The sequence below is a fragment of the Flavobacterium sp. genome (genome assembly GCF_044377315.1).
Lineage (GTDB): Bacteria > Bacteroidota > Bacteroidia > Flavobacteriales > Flavobacteriaceae > Flavobacterium.
The window spans coordinates 1-17,626 of the sequence record NZ_JBILJG010000024.1 but is presented as its reverse complement, the minus strand read 5'-3'; the positions used below and the strand labels follow the sequence as shown (position 1 = coordinate 17,626).

At 31.1% G+C, this 17,626-nt stretch carries 13 protein-coding genes; 7 read left to right on the top strand and 6 right to left on the bottom strand.

The features are described 5' to 3' along the window. Positions 1–157 precede the first annotated feature (157 nt). Positions 158–1,378 carry a T9SS type A sorting domain-containing protein gene (locus ACIQ66_RS08610; RefSeq protein ID WP_396212395.1) on the top strand — a complete coding sequence of 407 codons (1,221 nt, stop codon included), beginning with the start codon at positions 158–160 and terminating at the stop codon, positions 1,376–1,378. 76 nt (positions 1,379–1,454) lie between these two features. Here ACIQ66_RS08610 and ACIQ66_RS08605 read toward each other — a convergent pair whose 3' ends face one another. The 4 genes from ACIQ66_RS08605 to ACIQ66_RS08590 form a co-directional block, all read right to left on the bottom strand. Beyond that, on the bottom strand, positions 1,455–2,726 hold the full coding sequence (locus ACIQ66_RS08605) for an adenylosuccinate synthase (RefSeq protein ID WP_396212394.1): 1,272 nt from the start codon (positions 2,724–2,726) through the stop codon (positions 1,455–1,457). Positions 2,727–2,876: 150 nt separating this feature from the next. Continuing rightward, positions 2,877–3,332, bottom strand: coding sequence for a Fur family transcriptional regulator (locus ACIQ66_RS08600; RefSeq protein ID WP_298175586.1), 456 nt, complete (start codon positions 3,330–3,332; stop codon positions 2,877–2,879). Positions 3,333–3,408: 76 nt separating this feature from the next. Next, a complete protein-coding gene (locus ACIQ66_RS08595) occupies positions 3,409–5,628 on the bottom strand; it encodes a RelA/SpoT family protein (RefSeq protein ID WP_396212393.1) in 2,220 nt (739 codons plus the stop codon). 69 nt (positions 5,629–5,697) lie between these two features. After that, complete coding sequence (locus ACIQ66_RS08590; RefSeq protein ID WP_396212392.1) at positions 5,698–6,654, bottom strand: carboxypeptidase-like regulatory domain-containing protein; 957 nt, start codon at positions 6,652–6,654, stop codon at positions 5,698–5,700. A 102-nt stretch (positions 6,655–6,756) separates the two neighbouring features. Here ACIQ66_RS08590 and pafA point away from each other — a divergent pair, with 102 nt between their 5' ends. Further along, complete coding sequence (pafA, locus tag ACIQ66_RS08585; protein WP_396212391.1) at positions 6,757–8,370, top strand: alkaline phosphatase PafA; 1,614 nt, start codon at positions 6,757–6,759, stop codon at positions 8,368–8,370. Here the strand turns inward: pafA and ACIQ66_RS08580 are convergent, their stop codons facing one another. After that, complete coding sequence (locus tag ACIQ66_RS08580) at positions 8,371–9,030, bottom strand: hypothetical protein (RefSeq protein WP_396212390.1); 660 nt, start codon at positions 9,028–9,030, stop codon at positions 8,371–8,373. 666 nt (positions 9,031–9,696) lie between these two features. Here ACIQ66_RS08580 and sucC point away from each other — a divergent pair. Then, on the top strand, positions 9,697–10,890 hold the full coding sequence (gene sucC, locus ACIQ66_RS08575; protein WP_396212389.1) for an ADP-forming succinate--CoA ligase subunit beta: 1,194 nt from the start codon (positions 9,697–9,699) through the stop codon (positions 10,888–10,890). Between the two features lie 64 nt (positions 10,891–10,954). On the opposite strand, the gene ACIQ66_RS08570 is transcribed toward sucC, so the two are convergent. Continuing rightward, positions 10,955–11,851 carry a DUF4349 domain-containing protein gene (locus ACIQ66_RS08570; protein ID WP_396212388.1) on the bottom strand — a complete coding sequence of 299 codons (897 nt, stop codon included), beginning with the start codon at positions 11,849–11,851 and terminating at the stop codon, positions 10,955–10,957. A 172-nt stretch (positions 11,852–12,023) separates the two neighbouring features. Between ACIQ66_RS08570 and ACIQ66_RS08565 the strand changes: the two genes are divergently transcribed. The 4 genes from ACIQ66_RS08565 (at position 12,024) to ACIQ66_RS08550 (ending at position 17,376) form a co-directional block, all read left to right on the top strand. Next, positions 12,024–13,310 carry an anthranilate synthase component I family protein gene (locus ACIQ66_RS08565; RefSeq protein WP_396212387.1) on the top strand — a complete coding sequence of 429 codons (1,287 nt, stop codon included), beginning with the start codon at positions 12,024–12,026 and terminating at the stop codon, positions 13,308–13,310. Positions 13,311–13,332: 22 nt separating this feature from the next. Next, positions 13,333–14,640, top strand: a complete 1,308-nt coding sequence (tilS, locus tag ACIQ66_RS08560; protein WP_396212386.1) for a tRNA lysidine(34) synthetase TilS — start codon at positions 13,333–13,335, stop codon at positions 14,638–14,640. Then, positions 14,637–16,655, top strand: coding sequence for a cytochrome c biogenesis protein CcdA (locus ACIQ66_RS08555; RefSeq protein ID WP_396212385.1), 2,019 nt, complete (start codon positions 14,637–14,639; stop codon positions 16,653–16,655). Before tilS ends, ACIQ66_RS08555 begins: the two co-directional genes overlap by 4 nt. Before the next feature lie 223 nt (positions 16,656–16,878). Then, entirely contained in the window at positions 16,879–17,376 is a 498-nt protein-coding gene (locus tag ACIQ66_RS08550; RefSeq protein WP_396212384.1) for a CAP domain-containing protein, read from the top strand. The last annotated feature ends 250 nt before the right edge of the window (positions 17,377–17,626 follow it).

Sequence of the window (17,626 nt, the reverse complement as noted above, 5' to 3'; positions counted from 1 at the left end):
ATAATTTTTATAAATGACTTAAACAGTTGTTATTAAATTAGTTGTAAATGTTAAAATTTACTTAAAATAAGTTGCTTTGCTTTAATTTAGTACCTTATAAGTATGCTAAGTTGTTGTTTGACAAATTTGTATACCTAAAACATAAAGCAAATCGACTATGAAAAAAACATTACTTTTATTCAGTTTATTATTAATTCAATATACTGTTGCACAGAACATATTATTTTTGGATATTAATTTTAAGAATGTATTACTAGCTTCTAAAATTGATTTTAACGATGCTAATTTCACTGGTGAATTTATCAATTATCCGAGCATTGATAGCAACAACGATGGTGAAATTTCACAAGCAGAGGCCATACTTGTTATTAGGTTAGATATGGGTTATGCAGAAATAAATAACTTGTCAGGACTTGAGTTTTTTGTAAATCTTAAGAGTTTTAATTCGCTCTTTTTTAATCCTTCAAGTTTCAATTTTCCAGCATTGATTAATTTGGAAAATCTTACTTTGTCTAACGTTGTAAGTGGGCAAAGTATTTTGACTAGTTTAGATTTATCAAGTAATATAAATTTAAAAAAAGTTAGTTGTTCAGTTAATGGTAATGTGAATCTAAACAACTTGACTAATTTGAAAAGCTTATCGATTTTTGGAACCTTTACTGAGATTGATTTATCGGATTCGCCCAATCTTTTAGACTTATCAATATTTTCACCACTAGCATCGTTAGATTTAAATAATAATACAAAATTGATATTTTTAAATATAGGCAATTTTAATTTTACGTCTTTAAATTTGAGCCAATGTTCAAGTTTAGAAGTAATAAACATAACTAATTCTGAACTTGAAATATTAACTTTAGGAGGCATTAAACATGTAAAATATTTAAATGTGCCTAATAACAAGTTAACTTCCTTAGACACGAGTTTTTTGTTTAATTTACAACAATTATATTGTAATAATAATGACTTAGAATTTATATCGATTAAAAATAATGGTTTAATTTTTGGTGATAATTCAGGCATTTCATTTGAAGGAAATCCCAATTTGGAAACTATTTGTTGCGATCAGAATGAAATTGTATATATTCAAAATCTATGTAATTTGTTAGACTATTCTACTAATGTAAGTGAATGTATAGCTCCACCTATTATCCCTAGACCGTTGAGTATGTATCCAAATCCCGTAAGTGATATGTTACATTTGGATTCTACTGAAAAAATAAATAAAGTTGAGGTATTCAGTAGTAGTGGTTTATTGATTATGACTTCTGAAAATGTAAGTGATGTTATCGATATGCAAGCCTTGCAATCTGGAATATACTTTTTGAAAATTTATAGAGATAGGGATGTTTCACAAATGAAATTTATGAAAGGTTAGATTTTGCTAAAATAAAAAAATCCCAAATTTCAATTTTACTTTATTGGAATTTGGGATTTTTACTTTATTGGAAATTCTATTTGAGAATAGTCTGCTTTCTATCTGGTCCAACCGAAACTATTTTTATTGGAACTTCGACTTCTTTTTCTATAAATTCGATGTAGTCTTTTAGTTCTTTTGGTAAACTTTCGAATGTTGTTAAACCTGTTAAATCGGCTTGCCAACCTTTGAATTCGGTGTAAATTGGTGTTACGTTTTCTTCTTCGATGTTGTATGGTAAATGTTGAATAATTTGTCCTTTATAGTTGTAAGAAGTACACACTTTCAAGGTTTCAAATCCTGATAAAACATCACCTTTCATCATCATTAACTGTGTTACACCGTTCACTTGGATAGCATATTTTAAGGCAACCAAATCCAACCAACCGCAACGTCTTTTTCTTCCTGTTACCGAGCCAAATTCGTTTCCTACTTTTGCCATAACATCGCCAGCATCGCCAAAATCTTCTGTTGGAAATGGACCAGAACCCACACGAGTTGTATAGGCTTTGAAAATCCCGAAAACTTCTTTGATTTTGTTTGGAGCAATTCCCAATCCTGTGCAAGCGCCAGCTGCTGTTGTGTTTGAAGATGTTACAAAAGGATACGTTCCAAAATCGACATCTAATAATGAACCCTGTGCGCCTTCGCATAGAATTGATTTTCCTGCTTTTTGTGCTTGTGCCAAATATTCTTCGCTGTCTATAAAATCTAATTTTTTTAAATCTTCGATAGCTTCAAAAAACTCTTTTTCAAGTTCAGGTAAATTGTATTGAATGGAAACATCATAAAACTTAATCATGGCTTCATGTTTGTCTGCCAAAGCTCTATATCGTTCTTTGAAATCAGCTAATTCAATATCGCCAACACGAATTCCATTTCGACCGGTTTTGTCCATGTAAGTTGGACCAATTCCTTTGAGTGTAGAACCAATTTTGGCTTTTCCTTTAGAGGCTTCAGAGGCGGCATCAAGCAATCGGTGTGTTGGAAGAATTAAATGCGCTTTTCTTGATATTATCAGTTTTGATTTGATGTCCAAATTGAATTTGGCTAAACCATCAATTTCGCTTTTGAAAACAACTGGGTCGATTACAACACCATTTCCAATAATATTTATATTGTTTTTATGAAAAATTCCAGACGGAATAGTTCTTAAAACATGTTTTATCCCATCAAATTCTAATGTATGTCCAGCATTTGGTCCGCCTTGAAAACGAGCAATTATATCATATTTGGAAGTTAGTACGTCAACGATTTTTCCTTTTCCTTCGTCGCCCCATTGTAATCCTAGTAGTAAATCTACGGTCATTGTGTTGTTGTTTGTAGTTGTTTTTTTATTCTAAATTTTATTCAAATGCTTTATCTATAGCCCCGATTGTAGTGGAAAGCTCCCGATTTATCGGGACTTGCAACGAAAAGCGGGAAAATGGTTGGCTGAAAATGCGCAAGCCATTCGCTCCTAATCTTTCTTCTTATTGGCATAAAAATACAGTGAATGATTGTGTATTTCTATTCCAAAAATATCTTCGATTGTTTGTTTGATTGTTTGTATTCTTGGGTCACAAAACTCGATTACTTCGCCTGTATCGGTCATGATGATATGATCGTGTTGTTTGTCGAAATACGATTTTTCGTAATGAGCCTGATTTTGACCAAATTGATGCTTGCGAACCAATCCGCAGTCAAGTAGCAATTCGATAGTATTATACAAAGTTGCCCGAGAAACGCGGTAGTTCTTATTTTTCATTTTGATATACAAATTTTCGATGTCAAAATGTTCTTCACTATTGTAAATTTCTTGAAGAATAGCGTAACGTTCAGGTGTTTTTCGGTGACCATTATTTTCAAGATAAGCCGTAAAAACATTTTTTACAGTTTCTTGATTTTTAGTATTATCAGTTGCAATTTGTGTCATATTTGGCAAAGATAAATTTAAGTTTAGAAGTTTAAAAGTTTAGAAGTTTAAAGTTATAAACTAATTGTTAATAAAGCTAGTTTTTATTTACTCGTGTAACTTTTTCAATTCCGTCTATTTTTCTAATATTTTCAATTAATTTTTTCAAAATGGTGTTATTTTGAACGATTACGGTAACTTGACCATTAAAAATTCCTGCTTGTCCACTCAACGAAATACTTTGAATATTTACATGCATATTGTTAGAAATCACTTTTGTAAGATTATTAGTTAATCCTAATGAGTCCATTCCAGTGATGTCAATAACAGCTCTAAATTCTTGTTGGGATGAGTCAATCCATTTTGTTTGCAAAATTCTGTAAGCATAATTTGATTGCAAACTAATAGCATTTGGACAATCTTTTTTGTGCACTTTAATTCCTTCGTTTATGGTAACAAAACCAAATACATTATCACCAGGAATTGGATTACAACAAGTAGAAAGTTTATAATCTAATTTATCTTGTTCTGGCCCAAAAACCAACATATCATAATTGTTGTTGATTACAGGTTTATGAATGTCCCTGTCTGCAGTGTTTGGAGAACGCTTAATTTTGTTTTTGAAAAAATTCATCAACATATTGCTTTTCTGCGCTGCGAAATCTTTTAGTTGTTGGTTTTCTATACTACCAATTCCAACACGGTAGAATAAATCTAAACTTGTTTTTAGTTTGAAAAAGTCAACTAATTCATTAACTACACTTTCGTTAAGTGTAATTTTTAATTGTTTTAATTTTCTAGTTAATAATTCTTTGCCTTCTTCGGCAATTTTTTTATTATCATCATTTAATATATTTCTAATTTTGTTTTTGGCACGAGAAGTTGTTACATAATCAAGCCAATGGGCAGTTGGTTTTTGGTTTTGAGAAGTTATAATTTCTATTTGATCACCACTTTTTAATTCATGATTTAGTTGAACAAGTTTACCATTCACTCGTGTTCCAAGGGTTTTAATTCCCAATTCGGAGTGAATACTGAAGGCAAAATCAAGTGAAGTAGCTCCTTTGGGTAATGATTTGATTTCACCTTTTGGAGTGAACACAAAAATCTCTTTTGCGTACAAGTTCATTTTGAAATCTTCTACAAAATCAACCGCATTGGTTTCGGAATTTTCGAGTGCTTCTTTTAGCAAATTTAGCCAAATATCAAGTCCGCTTTCTTCTGTTGCACCTTGTTTATATTTGTAATGGGCTGCATACCCTTTTTCTGCTATTTCATCCATACGCTCACTTCTAACTTGTATTTCAACCCAACGACCTTTTGGCCCCATAACGGTTATATGCAAGGCTTCATAACCTGTTGATTTAGGAGAAGAAATCCAATCTCGCAAGCGACTCGGGCTCGGACGATAATGATCGGTTACTATTGAATAAATTTTCCAAGCATGAAATTTTTCATCATGTTGATTTGATTTATAGACAATTCGAAGAGCAAATTTGTCATAAACTTCATCAAAACTCACATTTTGCGCCAGCATTTTTCTGCGAATAGAATAAATTGATTTTGGACGACCTTTGATAATGTAATCTACGTTTTCTTCGTCAAGTGATTTTTTTAGCACTTGAGAAATGTCTTCGATATATTGATCTTGTTGTTCTTTGGTTTCTTTTATTTTACTAACAATATCAGTGTATACAGCTGGTTCTGTATATTTTAAACCTAAATCTTCCAGTTGTGTTTTGATGTTATACAAACCCAATCTGTGTGCTAATGGAGCATAAATATATAAGGTTTCAGAAGCAATTTTTACTTGTTTGTATTCGGGCATTGAACCCATAGTTTGCATATTGTGCAGTCTATCAGCAAGTTTTATCAAAATTACTCTTACGTCATCATTGAGTGTTAAGAGCATTTTACGGAAATTCTCCGCTTGCATTGATACATTCAAATCTTTCTTAACCTGAGATATTTTGGTTAAACCTTCGACTAATTGTGCGACTTTTTTGTTAAACATTCTTTCGATATCTTCAACCGTAATATCTGTATCTTCTACAACATCGTGCATTAATGCAGCAGCTATAGAAGTCGCTCCAAGTCCGATTTCTGATGCGACAATTTTGGCAACAGCAATAGGATGAAAGATGTACGCTTCTCCCGATTTGCGTCTTTGGTCTTTATGGGCATCTACTGCTAAGTCAAAGGCTTTTCGGATTAGTTTTTTATCAGATTCACTAAGTGTCTGATAACTAATACGAAGCAGTTCTTTGTATTCTTGCGCAATAGCTTTATTTTCTTTTTCTATGTCAATCTCAGTCATTGGTATATTCTAGTAGTTGAATTTTTAAAATTAACAATAAGAAATGAGTTGTGCAAGTAGAAAAATGAATTATGGAGTTTTTAAATTTTGCATTTTTTCAGTAACATCTGTTCCGCCCCATTCAATATATGTAAAGCCCTTTCTATCAATAGATATTAATTTTTGCGTTTGTATTTCTATAGGATTTTCTAAATTATAAAAATCCATAAACAATCGAATTTCTGAATCTGGTTTTGGAGTAATTTGACTTTTACAAATACCATTATAATTATCATTTATCCAAAAATGAATAAAATTGATTTCGTTTTTTTCTAAAATAGGTAACCAAAACTGAATAAAATCATTTGTTTCAGGATTTGAAAGTCCAATAAATTCAAGTTTTTCGATTAAAAATGAAGTTAAATCTTTTTTTAAAACTATAAAGCCATCTTTATAATTAAAATGATCTTTGGGAAAATTTGAAACACCATCCCAAAACAGAGAATTGTAATAACGATTGGTTTTTTTATCAAAAATTTTTCCTTCTGGATATGCAGTTAAATCCCAATTTGATTCATATTTTGGAAATGTAGTTTCCATTTTTCCTTTAAAATCAAGTTTTATTGAAACATCAGTTTTTTGAGTTGGATAAAGGTAAATTATTGGCTTTTTAGTTATTATTTGTGGACTTAATTTATTTATTTTTGAACAGGATAATTTAATGTTAATTATCTGAATATCATTTACCAAAACTTCTTTGTCTTCAAGTCCAATGAAAGAGAAAATCAATACATCTCCATTTTTAGCAAGAATAGTATAATTTCCGTCTACATCAGTTTGAATTCCAAGAGTTGTGCCTTTAATCGAAATATTTGCACCTGGAAGTGGTAACTTGGATTCATCAGAAACAACCCCAGAAATTTTTATTTTTCTAATATCATTATTTCCTACTGTTGAATATGAATTATTATTTATTACTTGATTATGTATTTTTTTTCCACAAGAAATAAATAAAATAATTACTAAAATTGGAATTATTTTTTTCATGAGCTTTATTTTAATGTTATTCAAATATAAACATTATTTCTTACCAATTTCTTCATCTGCATTTGTTTTCAAATCCGTATTTTTGTCAAAATATTTAGTATTATGAAAAAAATCCTATTGTTATTCGTTGTTGTTTTGTTTTCGAATGTTCAGGCACAAGAACGTCCAAAGTTGGTAGTTGGAATTGTTGTTGACCAAATGAAAATGGAGTATTTATACCGTTTTTCAGATGATTTTTCAGAAAATGGATTCAAGCGATTGATGAAAAAAGGCTATACTTTTCATAACATGCATTACAATTATATGCCCACTTATACGGCACCTGGTCATGCTTCGGTTTATACAGGAACAACGCCATCTGTTCATGGAATTGTTAGCAACGAGTGGTTTCACCGAACTTTAAAAAAAGAGGTGTATTGTACAGACGATGCTACCGTAACAACATTAGTTCCCGGAACCGAAACCGAAGGAAAAATGTCACCAAGAAACTTGCAAAGTTCAACGATTACAGATGAATTGAAAATGGCCACCAATTTTAAAGGGAAAGTTATTGGAATTAGTATTAAAGATAGAGGTGCAATTTTACCTGCTGGACATTTTGCCGATTGGGCATTTTGGTACACCAAAACGGGTGAGTTTATTTCGAGTTCTTATTATGGAACTGCTTTGCCAACTTGGGCTGACGATTTTAACAAAGAGAAAAATTATAGTAAATATGCCGAAAAAGGCTGGGGATTATTAAAAGCAAAAGAAACGTATAACGAAAGTCTATCAGATGATAATCCGTATGAAGGGAAATTGTATAAAAAAACACCTTTTTTTCCTTATAATATGAAAGAAATGCTAGACAATAACGATGCTGGTGTTTTACGTGTTAGTCCGTATGGAAATAATTTGGTGGTAGATTTTGCCAAACGAGCTATCGAGAAAGAATCGTTAGGAAAAGATGTAATTACTGATTTTTTAGCGGTAAGTTTTTCGTCAACAGATTATATTGGACATACTTTTGGACCACGATCTATCGAAATTCAAGATACTTACTTAAGGTTAGACGAATCGATAGCCGATTTCTTGAATTATCTTGACAAAACTGTTGGGAAAAATCAATATTTGGTGTTCTTAACGGCTGATCATGCTGGTGCAGAAAATGTTACTTACCTAAAAGACAATAAATACAAAGTTGACAATATAAATTATAAAAATGTAGAAGCTGATTTGAAAGAATTTTCTAAAGCTACTTTTGGAGAAGATTTACTATTGAAATATGATAGTTTTAATGTGTTTTTTGATAAAGATTTAATCAAAACAAAAGGATTGGTATTGTCAAAAGTGAAGCAGGCATTTAAAGATTTTCTTTATACCAAAGAATTTGTGAAACGTGTTTTTACTGAAGAAGAAATTTTAGCTTCTTCAGGAACAGATGATTTGATTGATTTTGTTGCCAATGGATATGACCCGACGCAAAATGGCGAATTATATTTTATTTACAAACCCGGTTATATCGAATACATGGCAACTGGAACTTCGCATGGTTCACCTTATAGTTATGATACACATGTTCCGTTGTTATTTTACGGTTGGAACATCAAAAAAGGCGAGTCTCATGCTAAAAAAGTGATTACTCAAATTGCACCAACGGTTTCACAATTGTTGAAAATTACGATGCCAAATAGCACCAAAAGTGAAGTGTTAACCGAAGTTTTTACTAAGAAATAATTACTTTTCTCTAATAACAATAAGTTTAGCTTTGAAACCTTTTGCTTGGGAGAAAACAACATTTTTTTTCAAAACATCTTGGTAATCAATGACTAAATATTGAGTAGTATTTGGGTAATATAAACCTTCGTTTAGTGTTACAAACTCAATTGTATTAAATCCCATTTGTAGATTGATTATAAATTTTTGCAAATTAGACTCTAGCATTATTTGAGGAGCTTCTAGTTTGCCATTTACATATAAACTTAACATATCACCATCTACCATTTGATTGTCTCGCAAGTTGATGGTTATAAATTCTCCTTTTGTAACAAAATCTCCAAAGTATTCATCTTTTCTATATGCGCCGTAATCAATATTTGGATCGCCTTCGCCAATGGCGATTTTTTTGTTTAAATCTTCAACAATCGATTCGCCAGGATTGACAAACTGATTTTTTTTAGTCATACTCAAAGGATTGAGGTTTTCAATTTTTTTGGTCGGACTAACAGGTGCAGGGTTTGAAAATGGATTTTTTTTGGGTGTAGCAGGAGCACTTATTTTCTTTCCATCATCTTTTATCGATGGCGGAATGGAAAAAGATTTGTTAGAAAATTCAACTTGTGCATAACTCGATACACAAATTAGAATTAGAAAAAAGAAAGCACTAAAAATTTTCACAGCCTATTTTTTGGTTAAAAATATAAAAAAATGGAAAAGCTACATTAATTTTAACTTTTCCATTAGAGTATCAAAAACTATACCTCAATCATAATTTGATTTTTTATCAAATCTTTAAAGGTTTCTCGTTTGCTAATTAAGTGACCTTTTCCGTCTTTACCATACTATTAGTTTTCCACCTTAGAAAATGCAGCTGTCAAACGGTTATACTGATGCTCAATAGTTGTAGCGTCGTAAACGTAAAACGGACTGCCAAATTGTTAGGCAAGCGAAAGTAACTCTTTTTTGGGATTTTTTTTAGTTTAAAAGTTTATAGGTTTATAAGTTTATGAGTTTAATTTGTAGCCTTTTAAATTTAGTTTTACAAACATGCATTCCAAACTAGTATGTTATTTCTTCGAAATAGTTGTTTTTTGAATTGATTTTTTTTCAATACCATAACAAAATAGCCCTGATAGGAGCGGTATCTTTTACACCTGTCAGGTTTTAAAAACCTGACAGGTGTAAAAATATAGCGGATAGCAGGAAAATGGATTACTGAAAAAGCCCAAACCATTCGCTCCAAAAAAACTCAAAATAAAGTTACTAAATTGATATACATTTCTTTTTGGTTTCATTCTATTTAATTACTTTTGTGGAACTTTTTTAAATGACAAACTAATACTTATGAATATACACGAATATCAAGGGAAAGAAATTCTAGCAAAATACGGTGTACGCGTTCAACGTGGAATTGTTGCTAATAATCCTGTAGAAGCTGTGGCTGCTGCAAAACAATTGACTACTGAAACTGGTACGCAATGGTATGTTATCAAAGCTCAAATTCACGCAGGTGGAAGAGGAAAAGGTGGCGGTGTTAAGTTGGCTAAAAACCTAGAGCAAGTTACTGAAATTTCAGAGCAAATCATAGGAATGCAATTGATTACTCCGCAAACTCCGCCAGAAGGAAAAACGGTTCACAAAGTTTTGATTGCTGAAGATGTGTATTATCCAGGTGAAAGTGAAACTTCTGAATTCTACATGTCAGTTCTTTTAAATAGAGCTACTGGAAGAAACATGATAGTATATTCTACAGAAGGAGGAATGGATATTGAAGAAGTGGCTGAGCATACGCCGCATTTAATTCATAATGAAGAAATTGACCCACAAGTTGGTTTACAAGGTTTTCAAGCCAGAAGAATTGCATTTAATTTAGGACTTTCTGGTAATGCTTTTAAAGAAATGGTAAAATTTATTGATTCTTTATACAGTGCCTACATTGGTTCTGATGCATCGATGTTTGAAATTAACCCAGTTTTAAAAACTTCTGACAATAAAATATTAGCTGTTGATGCTAAAGTGAATATTGATGATAACGCATTATACCGTCAGCCAGTTTATGCTGAAATGCGTGACGTTAGAGAAGAAAATCCAATTGAAGTTGAAGCTAAAGAAGCAGGATTAAACTATGTTGACCTTGACGGAACTGTAGGTTGTATGGTAAATGGTGCTGGATTAGCAATGGCTACAATGGATTTGATTAAATATGCAGGTTTTGAGCCAGCAAACTTCTTAGACGTTGGTGGAACTGCTGATGCAAAACGTGTGGAATTGGCTTTTAGAATTATATTAAAAGATCCAAACGTAAAAGCTATTTTGATTAACATTTTTGGTGGAATCGTTCGTTGCGACCGTGTTGCACAAGGTGTTGTTGATGCTTACAAAAATATGGGTGACGCAATTAAAGTGCCAATCATAGTAAGATTGCAAGGAACAAATGCTGAAATTGCAAAAGAATTAATCGATAATTCTGGAATGCCAATTTTATCTGCTGTTCAATTTCAAGAAGCTGCTGACCAAGTTCAGAAAGCGCTTTCATAAGTTAGAAATACGAAGTACGATATACGAAGTAAAAATCCCGAGTTTTTGATGCTCGGGATTTTTTTTATTTTTTAGCCGTTTTAAATATTTTAAAGCCAAACCAAATGACAAATCCGAGTAAAAAGATTGTCCAAAACTGTATTACAAACAAAATAATATCTTCGAGAATAAACCAACCCGATTTGATGCTATCCCAAAGTTGAATACCTAAATGCGGTCTTGAAATTATTTTGTTTTCAGTATTGACGATTTTTTCTTGTCTAACCGTTTCTCTTTGATAAATATTGAGTGTTAGTGTGCTAAAATTTACTTGGTCAAGCACCGACAAATTTTCAATTTTTTTGTTGTCAAATTGCTTTTTTTTAGATTCTAAAATGTCTTCACTAGTTACAATTTGGTTTAACTTTTCCCCTTTTGAGTCAATAGCATTTGCTACACGATTTACAGAAGATCTTAATCGATTTTTTGCCAATTCATTTGATAAAAGTTGCAAGGAAACATCGTCTGCTTTTATCACTCGATAATCTAAAAAGTCAATTTGCTTTGCTATAGTTTTGATAACAGTATCAAGTTGCGTATTTGGGACACGAATGGTAATATTATTTTCGATAGAATATTTAGTAGTTTCTAACAAACTATCTTGACTAATCTTAGAAGTTTCTCTTTTGTAAATAGAACTTTGTAAGTTAGTGTAAATCACAAATCCACCATGTTTTATTGTAGCATTTTCAATCGCATAAGTTGATTGCGTTACATTTTTTACTCGAAACTTAACATCAGCGGTTCGAATAAACTGACGTTTTGAATCAGGTTTTTCGACTGCTGCCGAAGACGAGACAACATCTGCCGAAGTCATTTCTTCGGTCGTGACATGATTTTCTGATGTGTTTTCAGATTGTTTGCAAGAATAGGCAAGTGTTATTAACAAGATTGCCAAACCAATTTTTGGAATTGTTTTCATAAAATTACTATTTAGGGGTTATAATTAAAAGCTGATAGTAATTTTATTCAATAAAAAATGTCTTTAATAAGTTCTTAATTATCCACTACTAAAAACTGTGCCAAGATTTTTGTAAAAGTCTTAACAAAGAATTTTAATTTTGTACTTTTGAAAAACCCAAAAAAGCAATTCGTTGAGAACATCCATTTTTAAAACTATTTCCAATGCTGCCGAGTTTAAATCGCAGTTGTTATCTTGGTCGCAACAGTTTAGAGAAGTTGTTTTTTTAGATTCTAATGAATACCATCAAAATTATTCAAGTCACGGTTACGTGTTGGCTATAGATGCTTTTACTTCTATAAAAACTGATTTTCATAATGCTTTTGAAGATTTACATCAATACCAAAGTCAAACAAAAGATTGGCTTTTTGGGTATTTGTCGTATGATTTAAAAAATGATATTGAAGATTTAAAATCGACTAATTTTGACGGACTGGATTTTCCAGATTTGTTTTTTTTTCAGCCAAAGAAATTATTTTTAATCAAAGAAAATCAAGTTGAAATTGCTTATTTAAAAATGTGTGATGATGAGGTTGAGTCTGATTTTGAAGAAATAATAAATCAAAATCTTTGCGACTTTGCGACTTTGCGAGAAATCAAAATTAAGCAAAGAATTTCCAAAGAAAAATACTTCGAAAAAGTTTCTAAAATGCTTGATCATATTCATCGTGGCGATATTTACGAAGCGAATTTTTGCTTGGAATTTTATGCCGAAAATGCTCTAATAGAACCATTAGATATTTATCAAAAACTGAATGCTATTTCGGAACCACCATTTGCTGCTTTTTTCAAAAACGACAAACAATATTTGATGTCAGCTTCGCCTGAACGTTATTTAAAAAAGCTAGAAACCAAAGTTATTTCGCAACCTATAAAAGGAACTTCAAAGCGATTTGATAATTTAGAAATGGATAAAAATTCAAAAAGCGAACTTTTAGAAAATCCCAAAGAACGTTCAGAAAACATTATGATTGTTGACTTGGTAAGAAATGATTTGTCCAAAACCGCTACAAAAGATTCGGTGAAAGTAGAAGAATTGTGCGGCATTTATACTTTTAAACAAGTACACCAAATGATTTCAACTGTTGTTTCAAACGTGGAGCATACCACTTCACCAACAGAAATTATCAAAACTACATTTCCAATGGGAAGCATGACAGGCGCTCCAAAGATTTCGGCTATGAATATTATCGAAAACTTAGAAGAAACCAAACGCGGATTGTATAGTGGAGCCGTAGGTTATTTTACTCCAAACGGCGATTTTGATTTTAATGTTGTTATTAGAAGTATTTTGTATAATGCTAAAAATCAATATCTTTCATTCTCTGTTGGAAGCGCAATTACTTCATTATCTGAACCAGAAAAAGAGTATGAAGAATGTTTGCTAAAAGCCAAAGCCATGTTTGAAGTGCTTCAATAGAAATAATTTGCTACTTTTGGACATGCTTACTAAATTTCAAAATCAGTTAAATCAAAAATTTTCATTTCTAAAAGAAAAAAAACTTCTTTTGGCAACAAGTGGCGGAATAGATAGCATGGTTTTGGTTCATTTGTTTTATAAATTAAAATATAATTTTGTTGTAGCACATTGCAATTTTCAACTTCGTGGAACTGAAAGCGATGAAGATGAAAGTTTTGTAATTTCAGAATGTGAAAAACTAAAAAATTCATTTTTTACAGTAAAATTTGATACTAAAAAATTTGCTGAGGATTATAAATTATCCATTCAATTAGCTGCACGAAATTTGCGTTATGATTGGTTTTATGAGATTTTACAGAAAGAAAATTGCGATTATATTTTGACTGCGCATCATTTAGATGATAGTTTAGAAACCTTTTTAATCAATTTCACTCGTGGAACTGGATTAGAAGGTTTGACAGGAATTCCGGCACAAAATGATAAAATTATTCGACCACTTTTGCTTTTTTCAAGAAAAGAAATTGAAGATTTTGCTATTGAAAATAAAATTAAATGGCGAGAAGATTCGAGTAATGCTTCCGATAAATATTTGCGAAATAAATTGCGTCATGATGTAATACCTACAATCAAAGAATTGCAACCTAATTTACTTTCCTCTTTTGAAAAAACAATTGGAAATTTGCAACAATCACAATCATTGGTTGAAGATGCTTCAAAATTGGTTTATAAAATTGTAGTTAAAGAGCAAGATAATCTTTTGAAAATCAATCTAAAAGAATTGTTGAAATTGCCAAACTATGCTGCTTATTTATATCAATGGTTAAAAGATTTTGGTTTCACTGCTTGGTCAGATATTACGGAATTAGTTAATGCTCAATCTGGAAAACAGGTTTTTAGCGAAGAATTTATTTTAATAAAAGACAGAGATTATTTAATTCTTTCGCCAAAAAATGAAATAGATTCGGCGGAAGTATTTTTGGTTTATAAAAAAGAAAGTCAAGTTAATATTCCCTTAAAATTTGAGTTTTGTAACGTAGGTGACACAACCATTTCAGATTCAAATAGTATATTTGTCGATGAAGATAAAATTAAATTTCCTTTAATGCTAAGAAAATGGCGTGAAGGCGATTATTTTTATCCACTTGGAATGAAAGGAAAAAAGAAGTTGAGCAAGTATTTTAAAGATGAAAAATTGTCTTTAATTGAGAAATCGCAAGTTTGGTTATTATGTTCGGATAATCAAATTATTTGGGTAATTGGTAAGCGACAAGACGAACGATTTAAAGTAGAAACAAACACAATCAATATAGTACAAATTAGAATTAAATGAAAAAAATAACCTTTGCAATAATTGCATTTTTTGCATTATTAAATGTTTCCGCTCAAATAAAAGAGCCAGTAAAATGGAAAACTAAAGTTGAAAAAGTATCCGATAATGAGTTCAATCTAATTATTAATGGAACTATTGAAAAAGACTGGCATGTTTATTCTCAGTTTACTCCAGATGGCGGCGCATTGCCAATGTATTTGACTTTTCAAGATCAAAAAGGGAATTATGAATTGATTGGAAAAGCAAAAGAAAGCACATATAAGAAACATTTTAATGATGTTTTTGGTGTTGATGAGTACTATTTTGATAACAATGTAAAAGTGACCCAAAAAGTAAAAGTCGCCAATCCTAAAACAACCAAAATAAAGTTAGAATTTGAATATCAAGCTTGTAAAGAAGCGTGTATAAATGACAAAAAAAACTTTGTATTTGATATTCCTTCCATTGAAGTAGAAGATGTAGTTGTATCAAATACTGCTTTAGATACTGCAAAAGTTGCAACAGACATGGTTTCTGCTAAAGCAGATGATGCTAAACCCGTTGAAAGTGAAGAATCAGTAAAAACAGTTGAAATTCCAAAAAAGGAAGAGAAAAAAGGACTTTGGACTATATTTTTTCTAGCTTTTCTTGGCGGATTTGCAGCATTGATGACCCCTTGTGTGTTCCCAATGATTCCAATGACAGTTAGTTTTTTCACAAAACAAAGTAAAACAAAGGCTGAAGGAAAAAGAAATGCCATTATTTATGGAATATCGATTATCTTAATTTATGTGGTTTTAGGATTAGCAGTTACTGGAATTTTTGGTGCCGACGCTTTAAATGCTTTATCTACTAATGTTTGGTTTAATGTAATTTTCTTTGTTTTATTGGTTGTTTTTGCAACCTCATTTTTAGGAGCTTTTGAAATTATGTTGCCAAATTCTTGGGCAAATAAAGTTGATAGACAAGCTGATAGAGGAGGAATTGTTGGTATTTTATTTATGGCATTGGCATTAGCAATTGTTTCATTTTCTTGTACTGGACCAATTGTGGGAACACTTTTAGTAGAATCTGCTTCTAAGGGTGGAATTGCACCTATTGTTGGAATGTTAGGATTTTCATCTGCATTGGCATTACCGTTTATGCTTTTTGCTATGTTTCCTGGCTGGATGAATTCATTGCCAAAATCAGGTGGTTGGTTGAATACAGTTAAAGTTTCATTAGGATTTCTAGAGCTAGCTTTGGCTTTCAAATTTTTATCAAATGCCGATTTGGTTTTGCAATTGCATTGGTTTGAAAGAGAAACTTTTTTAGCTATTTGGATTGCCATTTTTGGTACTTGGGGAATTTATCTATTAGGGAAAATCACGTTGCCTCATGATTCACCATTGACTCATATTTCTGTTGGGAGATTATTTATGGCATTAATGGTTTTATCTTTTACATTTTATATGATTCCAGGGCTTTGGGGTGCTCCATTGAAATTAATCAGTGCATTTCCACCACCAGAAACCTACAGTGAAAGTCCAAATGGAGTAGGAGGTTCGTCAATTGTTAATAATGAAAAGCTTCCTGATGGAGCTGAAATAGGTCCTCATAAATTGGTTTTATTTATTGATTATGATAAGGGTATGGCTTATGCAAAAGAAGTTAAGAAACCTGTTTTATTAGATTTTACTGGACACGCTTGTGTAAACTGCAGAAAAATGGAAAACAATGTTTGGTCAGAAGAGAGAATATTAAAAATATTAAAAGATGAAGTTGTACTTATTTCTTTATTTGCAGACGACAAACGTCTGTTGCCAAAAAATGAGCAGTATATTTCTAAATCAACAGGTTCCGAAATAGAAACTATAGGCGATAAATGGACTGATCTCATGATTACAAAATATAAAACGAATACACAACCATTATATGTATTAGTTGATTTAGACGGTAATAATTTGAATTCAATAACTCCGACCACAAGTTACAATCCGGATGTAGCTTTATATGAAAATTGGTTAAAACAAGGCATTTCAAATTTTAAAAAATAGTTTAAAAAAAATAGTAGTGAATCCCAAATTCGTTTGGGATTTTTTTATTTTAAATTATTAAATTAAAGAAAAAACTTATTTTTTTTATAAAAAAGTGTATTTCATCGATTTTATTTGTTGTTTAAGCGATTTTATTTGTAGTATTGTATAACAAATTAATACAAGAATTATCAATAAAAAAGATTTTTGCCCCGGATCTATCTTTTGCTTAAAACCTACATTTATGAAAACAAGTTTACTTACTTCGATCCTTATAGTGGTATGCTTCATTACTACTATTTCATGTTCAAATGATTCTGATGAACTAACTGACTCAGCTTCTCAATTAGTTACTGATTATGCCTATTCAAATGATGAACTGCAATTACTTGATGTAATAAATAAGTATAGAGCTGTAAAAGGTCTTAACCCTTTTGTATTGATTAATCATATTTCACACAAATCGCAAGAACATAATCTTTATATGATTGACAATAATGTTGTAAATCATGACTTTTTCTTTGAAAGATCAAATAATATAATAGAAGTTTTAGGAGCTATTAAGGTTGCTGAGAATGTTGCTTACAATTATAATAATGCAAATTCTGTTCTAAATGCATGGTTAAATAGTCCAGATCATAAGAAAAATTTAGATGGTAATTACACTCACATAGGTATTTCTATATCTTTAAATACAACTAACGGAAAGAAATACTATACTAACATCTTTATGCGAAAATAGTTTGATTTAGTTGTTTATATTTTTTTAACAAACCACGTTTACGTGGTTTGTTTATTAAATCAAAAAAGCCTCCTTAGGGGCTTTTTTGATTTAATAAATAAATATTATTTTCTTATTATCAATAACTCTGATCTTCTGTTTTGTTGATGAAGCTCTTCTGAGCATGTTGATTCGTTTGTTGGTTCACAACCACAATTGTTAACTAATTGAGATTCACCATAACCTTTGGCTGTTAATCTAGCTTCGTTGA

Coding starts and splice junctions, on each gene's coding strand:
- ACIQ66_RS08610 (WP_396212395.1), top strand. CDS start 158: ATGAAAAAAACATTACTTTTATTCAGTTTATTATTAATTCAATATACT.
- ACIQ66_RS08605 (WP_396212394.1), bottom strand. CDS start 2,726: ATGACCGTAGATTTACTACTAGGATTACAATGGGGCGACGAAGGAAAA.
- ACIQ66_RS08600 (WP_298175586.1), bottom strand. CDS start 3,332: ATGACACAAATTGCAACTGATAATACTAAAAATCAAGAAACTGTAAAA.
- ACIQ66_RS08595 (WP_396212393.1), bottom strand. CDS start 5,628: ATGACTGAGATTGACATAGAAAAAGAAAATAAAGCTATTGCGCAAGAA.
- ACIQ66_RS08590 (WP_396212392.1), bottom strand. CDS start 6,654: ATGAAAAAAATAATTCCAATTTTAGTAATTATTTTATTTATTTCTTGT.
- pafA (WP_396212391.1), top strand. CDS start 6,757: ATGAAAAAAATCCTATTGTTATTCGTTGTTGTTTTGTTTTCGAATGTT.
- sucC (WP_396212389.1), top strand. CDS start 9,697: ATGAATATACACGAATATCAAGGGAAAGAAATTCTAGCAAAATACGGT.
- ACIQ66_RS08570 (WP_396212388.1), bottom strand. CDS start 11,851: ATGAAAACAATTCCAAAAATTGGTTTGGCAATCTTGTTAATAACACTT.
- tilS (WP_396212386.1), top strand. CDS start 13,333: ATGCTTACTAAATTTCAAAATCAGTTAAATCAAAAATTTTCATTTCTA.
- ACIQ66_RS08555 (WP_396212385.1), top strand. CDS start 14,637: ATGAAAAAAATAACCTTTGCAATAATTGCATTTTTTGCATTATTAAAT.
- ACIQ66_RS08550 (WP_396212384.1), top strand. CDS start 16,879: ATGAAAACAAGTTTACTTACTTCGATCCTTATAGTGGTATGCTTCATT.